The organism is Methanosarcina spelaei (assembly GCF_002287235.1).
Taxonomy (GTDB): domain Archaea; phylum Halobacteriota; class Methanosarcinia; order Methanosarcinales; family Methanosarcinaceae; genus Methanosarcina; species Methanosarcina spelaei.
Window position 1 is genome coordinate 1 of sequence record NZ_LMVP01000380.1, and the last position, 568, is coordinate 568.

1 protein-coding gene is annotated in these 568 nt (G+C 35.7%); it reads right to left on the reverse strand.

Translation table 11 applies throughout. The annotated features are described in order from the left end of the window. Positions 1-348 precede the first annotated feature (348 nt). A partial coding sequence (locus ASJ81_RS15000; protein ID WP_141241758.1) for a PKD domain-containing protein occupies positions 349-568 on the reverse strand: 220 nt, incomplete at its 5' end.

Sequence of the window (568 nt, forward strand, 5' to 3'; positions counted from 1 at the left end):
TGGAAGAGGTAGCGTAATGGCGCGATTCATAGTATAGCTTCTTGTCGCACCTGCGGAAAGTGGGATAAAGCAAAAAAACAAAGCCAATTAATACAAAAACCAATTAATACAAAAGCCAATTAATACATTATAAGATTTTATATTTTTGTCAAAAATAAAGACTTACAGGATATTAAAAGGCTATATGAAGTTACAAACTTGAAATACGCGAATGGTCTAATTAGTTACCTTCTAAAGATAGCAAGGCTCGGAAAATTGCAGGAGAAAAAAGTGAAAATTACCACGTTTTTTGATATGTGGTAGTAACCCCTCACTCCCTTAAAGTCTGACATTTTACTTTTTAAAATATTACTTGCTCTTAACCGTTATGTAACTTGAAATCGTTTTAGTGTTACTGCCTGCTGCGTTTTTCACTGTTAAGCTGACTGTATATTTTCCAGCTTTACCGTACTTATGTACAGCTGTCTTGGACGTTGAGGAGGTCCCATCTCCGAAACTCCATTTCCATGAAGAGGGCGTTCCTGTACTTTTATCAGTAAAGGTAACCGTTAATGGTACTTTTCCTGAT